Source organism: Alteromonas alvinellae, assembly GCF_902705805.1.
Map to the genome: position 1 here is coordinate 1 of NZ_CACSIH010000242.1, position 274 is coordinate 274.

Below are 274 nucleotides of genomic sequence, written 5' to 3' on the forward strand. Positions count from 1 at the left end.
GGTGATCGGAATGGGCCGGAACATGCAGCTTTCAAAACATGACCCAATACTTGCTTACCGATTGCAGAAAAACATAAAAATTGAAAAAACTTTCGAGGTAATAGAGAATCATCTAACGAGGACCAAAGATTGGGTCGATAACACTAACGAAGAAAATTTGCCTTCTTTTGAGAGTATTTCGCGAAGGTTAGAATCTAAATTGGTTGAAAAACTAGCTGGAGATCTTGAACAAGATATTCTCACCGTTGCTAAGGCGTGTTGATCTTTCGTGATT

General features: G+C 38.7%; 1 pseudogene. It reads left to right on the forward strand.

Annotation, left to right across the window (positions count from 1 at the left end):
- Positions 1 to 262 (forward strand): annotated as a pseudogene (locus ACX5KA_RS18490) (hypothetical protein); the annotation flags it as partial.
- Positions 263 to 274: the final 12 nt, after the last annotated feature.